The 8,716-nt window shown below is 39.6% G+C and carries 9 protein-coding genes; 7 read left to right on the forward strand and 2 right to left on the reverse strand.

Translation table 11 applies throughout. The annotated features are described in order from the left end of the window. Positions 1-223, reverse strand: a 223-nt coding sequence (locus LBQ60_18015; GenBank protein MDR2039822.1) for a hypothetical protein, incomplete at its 3' end; no start/stop codon positions are given. Positions 224-591: 368 nt separating this feature from the next. Between LBQ60_18015 and LBQ60_18020 the strand changes: the two genes are divergently transcribed. From LBQ60_18020 to LBQ60_18050, 7 genes are all read left to right on the forward strand, one after another. Next, complete coding sequence (locus LBQ60_18020) at positions 592-2,079, forward strand: WG repeat-containing protein (protein MDR2039823.1); 1,488 nt, start codon at positions 592-594, stop codon at positions 2,077-2,079. Next, the gene (locus LBQ60_18025) at positions 2,079-3,539 is read left to right on the forward strand and encodes a hypothetical protein (protein MDR2039824.1); all 1,461 of its coding nucleotides are present in this window, start codon (positions 2,079-2,081) and stop codon (positions 3,537-3,539) included. Before LBQ60_18020 ends, LBQ60_18025 begins: the two co-directional genes overlap by 1 nt. A 370-nt stretch (positions 3,540-3,909) precedes the next feature. After that, positions 3,910-4,629, forward strand: coding sequence for a carboxymuconolactone decarboxylase family protein (locus tag LBQ60_18030; protein MDR2039825.1), 720 nt, complete (start codon positions 3,910-3,912; stop codon positions 4,627-4,629). A 10-nt stretch (positions 4,630-4,639) separates the two neighbouring features. Next, the gene (locus LBQ60_18035) at positions 4,640-5,134 is read left to right on the forward strand and encodes a cupin domain-containing protein (protein ID MDR2039826.1); all 495 of its coding nucleotides are present in this window, start codon (positions 4,640-4,642) and stop codon (positions 5,132-5,134) included. A 65-nt stretch (positions 5,135-5,199) separates the two neighbouring features. Next, the gene (locus LBQ60_18040) at positions 5,200-6,021 is read left to right on the forward strand and encodes an AraC family transcriptional regulator (protein MDR2039827.1); all 822 of its coding nucleotides are present in this window, start codon (positions 5,200-5,202) and stop codon (positions 6,019-6,021) included. A gap of 231 nt (positions 6,022-6,252) precedes the next feature. Continuing rightward, complete coding sequence (locus tag LBQ60_18045) at positions 6,253-7,125, forward strand: AraC family transcriptional regulator (protein MDR2039828.1); 873 nt, start codon at positions 6,253-6,255, stop codon at positions 7,123-7,125. A gap of 90 nt (positions 7,126-7,215) precedes the next feature. Continuing rightward, positions 7,216-7,605 carry a nuclear transport factor 2 family protein gene (locus LBQ60_18050; GenBank protein MDR2039829.1) on the forward strand — a complete coding sequence of 130 codons (390 nt, stop codon included), beginning with the start codon at positions 7,216-7,218 and terminating at the stop codon, positions 7,603-7,605. Between the two features lie 224 nt (positions 7,606-7,829). Here LBQ60_18050 and LBQ60_18055 read toward each other — a convergent pair whose 3' ends face one another. Continuing rightward, positions 7,830-8,579: a DNA alkylation repair protein gene (locus LBQ60_18055; protein MDR2039830.1), complete on the reverse strand. Its 750-nt coding sequence runs from the start codon at positions 8,577-8,579 to the stop codon at positions 7,830-7,832. Positions 8,580-8,716: the final 137 nt, after the last annotated feature.

Here is an 8,716-nt window from a genome sequence, read left to right on the forward strand (position 1 = left end):
CTACAGCATCAATGACACCCTGTGGCATCTGGTCGAACGACACCCACTGCCTGGGTGCCTGCTTCTTAATACCATCCATGGAACGGCTCATCATCAGGATCGTTACCGGCGGATTAACAAACCGGTACACAATGACAGTAAGGATAGAAAATCCCGCCAGAAAAAGCAGGATCAGACCTGCCCATTTTAGTATTTTCTTCAATGAAAAACGTTTCTTCTTCACAACATCATTGGTTCAAACGGTGGTAAAATATGATGAAACCGATCAAAATTCAAGCCACAAATAAAATGAATAGATATATGGTATTATCAAAAAACACCTATAGAATCTACCCTAACAATAGAAATTGTCCTGACGTGGAAAGACTTTTTTACTAACTTTGAAGAATATAAGATGCTCCTTGGATATTTGCAAGCAGGCTTGCAACGCCTCTCGGCTTTTTATACATTTGTGTAATAAGTGAATACACTATTCTATTTTATGTGGCTGATGACCAGAAAATGAATAGATATTATTCCTTTAGGATTAAACTCCCAAACAGACTGAGAAAGTGATGTATGATATAATTCGGAAAAGATAAAATACTGACAATGAAAAGGGCAAATCTGATTTTTATGGGTTTTCTGATATGGATAAGCGGATATGCACAGGAACCATATGAATTCCCGGAAGGCTTGAGGCGGGTAAATATAGCCGGAAAATATGGCTATGTGGATCAAGCAGGAAAAGAAGTTGTTCCCGCAAAATATGACAATGCCGGCGACTTTTCCGAAGGGATGGCATGGGTAAGAATCAATGGTAAATCCGGTTATATTGACAAAACAGGAGAAGAAGTGATCCCTATAATATATGATAATGCAGGTAATTTTTCCGAAGGGCTGGCATGGGTAAAAATGAACGATCAATATAGCTATATTGATCAAACAGGAAAGATGTTAATTCCCAGGCATTTAATCGCAAGTTATAATTTTGTCGATGATTTTTCAGAAGGATTGGCGCGTGTAAGAACGAGAAGTAATAAATATGGTTTTATAGACAAAACAGGAAATGAGGTAATTCCTACAAAATATTACCAGGTCGGTAATTTTTCAGAAGGTATGGCAGTGGTAGCAAATATTGCATATACAAGTGAATCACGACAGCGAAAGTTCGGTTTTATTGATAAGGCAGGAAATGAGATAATTCCTGCAATATATGACGCGGTCGGTGATTTTTCCAAAGGACTGGCATGGGTAAAACTAACCTGGAAATTCGGTTATATTAATAAAACCGGAGAAGAAGTCATCCCTATAAAGTACCACCATATCGAATGGAAACCAGGAGATAGCCTGTTAAAAGTAAATTTGAACAAGAAATATGGTTATGTGGATATCACAGGGAAAGAAAGGATCCCTCCGGAATATGACTACATCGAATGGAAATCCGGTGATACCCTGCTAAAAGTAATGTCAAACAACAAGTATGGTTATATAAATATTATGGGAAAAGTGGTCATTCCGATTAAATACGACTGTATTAAACGGGCTCCCGGTCATTCCGGTGCAAAGGTCTGGTTGGACGGTAAAACCGGCTATGTGGATGAAAATGGAAAAGAAACTTCTCCTCTGGAATATCCATACAAGGATATACAGGTGATATGGGAAAGCCCGTTAATCTCCCATATAAACCTAATCAATCAAGTGAAGATGGATCAATTACCTGATAAACCTTCCTTCAAGATCGATCGGCCGTACCTGATCATTGAGTCCAATAACCATGGATGCATAGAACTAAATCTGATCAAATATTCGGAAAATAACTTTAATGAGCAATCTGTTAGTGATTTGAAGACTTTAATTGTCAGATATGATTACCCAGCTCTTTCACGCCTTTACCCTGACGAAGTAACATTAACAACCTCTTACAATACCATTATAATATATTTTGATATGACAAAAAAAGAACCTTTCGGATATGACTTTATCTTTGCCCCCCGTTTACCCGATGATGTGTTGCCCGGATTCACCTATGGGAAGACAAGCATTTACAATACCATACAAATAGTAGAATCCCGCTTAACAAAACAGAAACAGAAATAATGATCAGAACCATATCCTATCTTTGGAAAAATATCTTTCTTACCTGTCTGATATCATTAATGGCAGTTTTATCATACAGCAAAGATAAAGTTCCGGTAACCGGAACAATGAGGTATCTTGAAAATGAAAGGATCAAATTGGGCATCGATATCGACCTTGGTGGTGCCATCACCTATCTGGCCGATCAAACGAATGGTGGAGAAAATATGATCAATAGTTATGACTGGGGAAGGCAGATACAATTATCTTATTACAGTGGTCCATGGCCCTATATAGGGCCTAACGGAGAAGAGCCGGATCCTCATTGGCGGGGATTGGGCTGGAATCCGATACAATCCGGAGATGCCGGAGGAAACCGTTCTAAGGTGATTGAATTTGAATACAGGGGAAAACAATCTATGTACGTACGCTGTATACCCATGCAATGGCCACATAGGAAGGGAATTGCAGGAGAATGCGAATTCGAGTGCCTGTATACACTGGATAATAATGTATTTACCATCGAGGCTACCATTCACAACCAACGTCCGGATAGCAGCCAATACAGGGCCTGTACCCAGGAAATGCCGGCATTATATACCAACGGGAAATGGTATCAATTGGTGACATATCTGGGTGATCAGCCTTTTCAGGACAAACCGGTTACTGTTGTTGTCAATAAGAATGACCACAAAGGCTGGCCATGGGTACATTTTTACACGCCTGAACAGTGGGTAGCCCTTGTGGATGATTCGGGAAAAGGTATTGGTGTATTCCAGCCGGAAGTAATGGAGTTCAATGCCGGTTTCCATGGAGGTGACCCGGCCAAAGGACATGGTGGCACAAAAGATGCTCAAACCGGGCACATCGCTCCTACTGCGAGACAGATACTGGATCATAATATTAACTGGACTTACCGGACATCCTTCATCTTAGGAACGATAGAAGATATCCGGATTTATGCAAAAAAACACCGGAAGACCAATCCATACATTGAATGGGTTTTCAACCATACGCGCAATGGCTGGTTTTATGAAGGTCATATGAAGGATACTGGCTGGCCTTTAAATAATGCCTTGGACATTATTTTTGAAAAAAATGCAAAACTGGTGGGCCCTATTACCTTCTGGGAAGCCGGAAGAGCTTCATATCTGGAAGTTGAGGGAGTATTCCTGACAGCCGGTCATGAATTAAATGTCGAAATTATCATCCAACCGGTAGGTAAATCCGATGGCACAGATTGGCTGAATTGGAGTGAAGGAAATCATAGCACAGAAAAAGAAAGACAGGAAAAATTAACAAAATACCCAGTTACAGATGCTTTTCTGATAAATAAAAAAATACAGGCGGATGGAACCAACCGGACTTACCGCATACGGCTTTCTGATTCACCGCATTATAAAGGTGCCATGAAAAACCTTTCTGTAAAATTCCTGAATGACGGTACGGCACAAATAAAAAAGATAAAATTATGTAATTAAGATCTCAGTGTTATTTATTGTTTTTAAGTCACATTGAATAAGTTGATTATGTTTATTAAATATGACATTAATTGTTGGGTATTACTTAGAAAACGGCATAAGGAATGATTTTTAAACCAACTCATCTTTTTTTATTTCTTATACTTCACCAGAGCTTATATCCGGGCAACAATGACTATATAATCTCTGTTCCATATGACAATTTCTCCATTTTATTCGCAAAACTACGAATAGATGAATGTTGTATGTTGACAAATACAATAAAAACGAGAAGATAAAATGAGCTGTACGACAAAAATAATTGAGCCTGCAAGCAAAATAATTCTGATGGCTACCTTCTAATTTTGCAGGAAACAATAAACCAACAATCATGAAGAAGACATTCATCATACTGATAAGTGTATTATTGGGTATGAATCATCATTTAAATGCAAAGAATATGGAATCACTGGATAAAAAGCAACAGACAATAGTCGTTATTGCCGCCCATACGGCTGCAGGTAATCCCGATGCATTAAAAACCGGACTGAGTAAAGGACTTGATGTGGGATTAACGGTCAACCAGATCAAAGAGATACTAGTGCATCTCTATGCCTACACGGGATTCCCACGCAGCCTACAGGGTATCAACACTTTTATGACAGTATTGAATGAACGTAAAGCCAAAGGCATCCACAACGAAACCGGCGCTGACGCCTCTCCCATAACCGATCCGAGGGATAAATACGCACGAGGCAAAGAAAACCTTGAAAAGTTAACCGGACGGCACGAGACGCAAATAACAGGTGCCAATGCTTTTGCCCCCGCCATTGACCAGTTCCTGAAAGAACATCTTTTTGCCGATATTTTTGAACGGGATGTGCTGACTTTCCAGGAACGGGAACTGGTCACCATCTCCGCTCTATCGGCAATGAAAGGCGTAGAGCCGATGCTTCAATCACATATCAATATGGGTATGAACACAGGGCTTACCGAAAAGCAACTGGATGAAGTAATGACCCTGATCGGTTCCGCCATAGATACCGGACAGGAAAAAACAGGACGCCAACTCCTGAAACAAGTAACCGAAAGCAGAAACAATAAACAATAAACAATAAACAATGATAAAAAAGCTTAGTATCCTCCTGATGATAGGTATGAGTATTGTATCATGTAATAACCAACGAAAAAACAAAAATATGGAAACCAAAGAACAACACACGGCAATATTTCCTAAAGGAACATCCGGATCGTCCGACTGGTTCACAGGTACAGTATATGTACAAGGATTAGTGAATCCAGAAGAGATAGAAGGGCTCTACTCTGTAGGACAGGTCACTTTTGAGCCGGGCGGTAAAACCAACTGGCACACCCACCCCATCGGACAGGTGCTCCTTGTCACCGAAGGGCGCGGATTCTATCAGGAACGTGGCAAACCTGCCAGGGAACTGGCCAAAGGCAGTGTGGTAGTCATCCCTAAGGATGTGGAACACTGGCACGGAGCATCGGCAGATACGAAACTCGTCCATATTGCCATTTCAAATGTGCAAAACGGCAGTGCAGTAACCTGGATGTCGCCTGTCAACGACAAGGAATATGCTGAAGTCAACCAATAATCAATGAATGCCTGAATGAAGACTATCAGGTATTCAAAAAACTTATATTTGTAAAAAATACCACCATGGAACAACAACATAAAGAATCGTTATTTTTTAATTATTCCGATATCTTCTTCAGTTATTATTTCAAGGATGATACCACCTGTGCAAAGATGCAGCTCACCCATTCCCTGACTTATGTGTATTCAGGAGAAATGATTATCGATTATATGGGTGAGAAAACAGTCATTGGTAAAGACGAATGTGCTTTTATCCGTCGTGATGTCCGTACGGTGATGACCAAACAGGCCAAAGACGGAGCATCCTACAAGGGTATTTTCCTGATGTTCAAACGAAATTTCCTGAGGAATTTTTATCAGCAACTCGAAAAGAAAGGTATTCCCAAAGAGTCCGACAAGATTACCCAAAGTGTGGTAAAGCTGCCGCATACCCCCGAAATAACCAGCCTCTTCCAATCAATGACCCCTTATTTCGATCCATCGGTAAAACCCAGGGATGAATTCATGCAATTGAAACTACAGGAAGGCGTTTATGCGCTTTTGAATATAGATAACCGATTTTATTCCACCCTCTTTGATTTTACCGAACCCTGGAAAATCGACATCCTCGATTTCCTGAACGAAAACTATATGTATGACCTGACTATGGAAGACATCGCCACTTTCACCGGACGAAGCCTGGCTACCCTGAAACGGGATTTCAAAAAAGTAAGCCATCTTCCACCACAGAAATGGCTGATAAGAAAGAGACTGGAAGCCGCACACGAAAAAATAAAATTTGAAAACCAGAAAGTAAAAGATGTCTATGTGGATGTAGGATTCAAAAACCTGTCGCATTTTTCCAAGGCTTATAAAGAGGTATATGGTTATGCGCCCACAAAGTAGCATGGATGGTTCATTCTGGAGAAACCATCATTCAAATTCCCTGAGTATTTAAATCTATCCGCACCACTTTTTTATTCATCAATGTAAAGTGGGGTGGTATTGATTTTTTTGATATATTCCTGCCGGGTATCGTTGGATATCATAGGGTAAAATTAACCTGTACAAAGATATAGGTTAATTAAAATGATACTATTTTTGATCCGGTATTTTAAATTATATGCAGGTATCCTGATGATGAAATCCATTCCACGATACGATTTTTATAAAACTAAATACGGGGAAGAACTCCTGATCGATGTGGTCAGTTTAAATTACATCAAAAAATATGTTGAAATTCATCCTGTCCATACCCTTTCTTATTTTGATATTACCTTTATCGAAGAGGGTACCGGCTGTGTCAGCATCGACCATAAAAAGTATGCGGTGCGACCGGGCGATGTTATTTTTTCGATACCCGGTGCGATACGGGTATGGGAGGAAAACCACCAACTGAACGGCTATGCACTTATTTTTGAAGAGGAATTCCTTCTTTCCTTTTTCAATGATCCGCTATTTTTACAGCACCTCGCATTTTTCAGCCCACAGAAGATTTCAGATAAAATAAACACCGGGACCCTCCAAACACGGATCGATTATCTACTCCGGAATATTATTGCCGAGATAAACCATGATACATCAAAAGACAAGCATCTGTTGAGGGCTTTGCTCTATGAGATGCTAATACTGTTGAACCGGGAATATAAGGAACAGAATAAATTCGCCGATACTTCAGAAAGAATGTCAAACCGACATGTCGATGCATTCATTTCACTTGTGAATAAATATTATAATAGAAATCACGATACACGATATTATGCGGATAAATTATGCATCACCCCCAATTACCTGAATGAAGTGGTGAAGAAAAGCATAGGGATCAATGCCAAACTTTACCTTCAAAACAGGATACTCTCTGAGGCCAAAAGAATGCTGGTCTATACCCACCTTACCGTTTCTGAAATTGCGGAACAACTCAATTTTGACAATACTTCCTACTTCATCCGCTTTTTCCGCAAACACACTGGTGTGACACCTCTCCAATACCGTGAAAACACAAAACATTGAAAAGTGTTATTTTCTCCTTTGTTTGTGTTCTATTCGAGCAGACAAACTGTCCTATTTTTGCGTATTATCAACCCAATAATCAGAATGAATATGGAAAACGAAAAATTGAAAGCCAGCATTATTGAAATGGAGAAAACCGCACTGGAAGAATGGAATAAAGGCAATCCATCGGGATATCTGGATATTTACGCCTCCGATATTACCTATTTTGACCCGATCCAGGAAAGAAGAATTAATGGGTTAGAAAAAATGAAAGTACTTTATGAAACTATTCGGGGAAAGGTAAATGTAGACAAATATGAAATGATCGACCCTGTTGTCCAATTATCAGGACAAACAGCCGTACTCTCCTATCATTTATTTTCGCATGTAGGAAACGATATATGGAAATGGAATTGTACCGAAGTGTTTCAGTTAAATGCCGATGATCAGTGGAAAATTATTCACAACCACTGGTCGCTGATTCAACCCCAGAAATAATGAGGTATATGGCCTTGGTTGCTCTTTTCGTGCTTCCAATACACAGTTTCAATGGTTACACAAAGCAGAAGGGAACAAAAGATCCAGATACAGAGAGAGATCATGTAGTATTAGACGATTACCTCATCCATGATCTATCTTTTGGTCAGTGTTGACATGGATGGGGTATCCTCCTCTCCTTTCGCAAAGAGGACAGGAATAAAAAAGCGATATTGTTTTTCTTCTTATTTTATTTTCATCCCATTCAAATGTTCTTTCACTTCCGGTGTGATCCGGAAACTTTCCCGAGCCTTCTGAATGGCTTTATTATGGACAAATTGTGAGAAAACCATTTGTTCCAGCTTAGATACGGTCTTATCATAGAATTTGATCAGTCCATAGCTGATGGCCCATGCAATTGCCATATCCACGTAATACTGTCCCTGAGGCACCTCCGACATATGCTTCAATGCATGGTCTATATGCTTTTCATCCATGTAATAGTCCATCAGGAAAATAACAAACACACGTTTCGTAAATTCTCCTTCATGCGTCTTGAGCGGCAGGAAATGAGTCAGCGCTTCCTCCGGATATTTTTTGAATATTTTTAGTGCCGAAATGATCGTATCCACATGTGCCCAATTATCGAATTTCAGGATCAACGGATCCAGATAACGGAACAACATCTCCAATGAAGGCTTATTTAGTTGTCCCAGCACCAATCCATACAGCAGAATGTGTTCGTATTTGTCATATACAGCATTTTCCAGATAAGTTTCTATTTGCGGACCAGTGGATAATTCTTTCGCCAGTTTTTTCAATGCAGGCATACGGATACCCATTATTTCATAATTAGTGGGTATGATCCTTTCGTTGAATAGTTTATAATCACTCTCTGCCAATGCCTGGAGTTTCTGATCGATTGAAGTATTCATATGCTTGTCACCTATTGTTTTGTTACTATTTTCATTTACCGGACAAATATACGGTTTCATTTGAATAAGTCGGATTGTTCATAAAGTCAGAAAGTGGATTCCGGTAGCTTTTTGCGGAATACTTTTTATCTGTTTTTATTTCTTATTTTTGTATCAAAACCATGCGTTTGAATATTTTTAGTGCCGAAATGATCGTA

The sequence above is a fragment of the Bacteroidales bacterium genome (genome assembly GCA_031275285.1).
Taxonomy (GTDB): domain Bacteria; phylum Bacteroidota; class Bacteroidia; order Bacteroidales; family UBA4181; genus JAIRLS01.

Coding starts and splice junctions, on each gene's coding strand:
- LBQ60_18020 (MDR2039823.1), top strand. CDS start 592: ATGAAAAGGGCAAATCTGATTTTTATGGGTTTTCTGATATGGATAAGC.
- LBQ60_18025 (MDR2039824.1), top strand. CDS start 2,079: ATGATCAGAACCATATCCTATCTTTGGAAAAATATCTTTCTTACCTGT.
- LBQ60_18030 (MDR2039825.1), top strand. CDS start 3,910: ATGAAGAAGACATTCATCATACTGATAAGTGTATTATTGGGTATGAAT.
- LBQ60_18035 (MDR2039826.1), top strand. CDS start 4,640: ATGATAAAAAAGCTTAGTATCCTCCTGATGATAGGTATGAGTATTGTA.
- LBQ60_18040 (MDR2039827.1), top strand. CDS start 5,200: ATGGAACAACAACATAAAGAATCGTTATTTTTTAATTATTCCGATATC.
- LBQ60_18045 (MDR2039828.1), top strand. CDS start 6,253: ATGATGAAATCCATTCCACGATACGATTTTTATAAAACTAAATACGGG.
- LBQ60_18050 (MDR2039829.1), top strand. CDS start 7,216: ATGGAAAACGAAAAATTGAAAGCCAGCATTATTGAAATGGAGAAAACC.
- LBQ60_18055 (MDR2039830.1), bottom strand. CDS start 8,579: ATGAAACCGTATATTTGTCCGGTAAATGAAAATAGTAACAAAACAATA.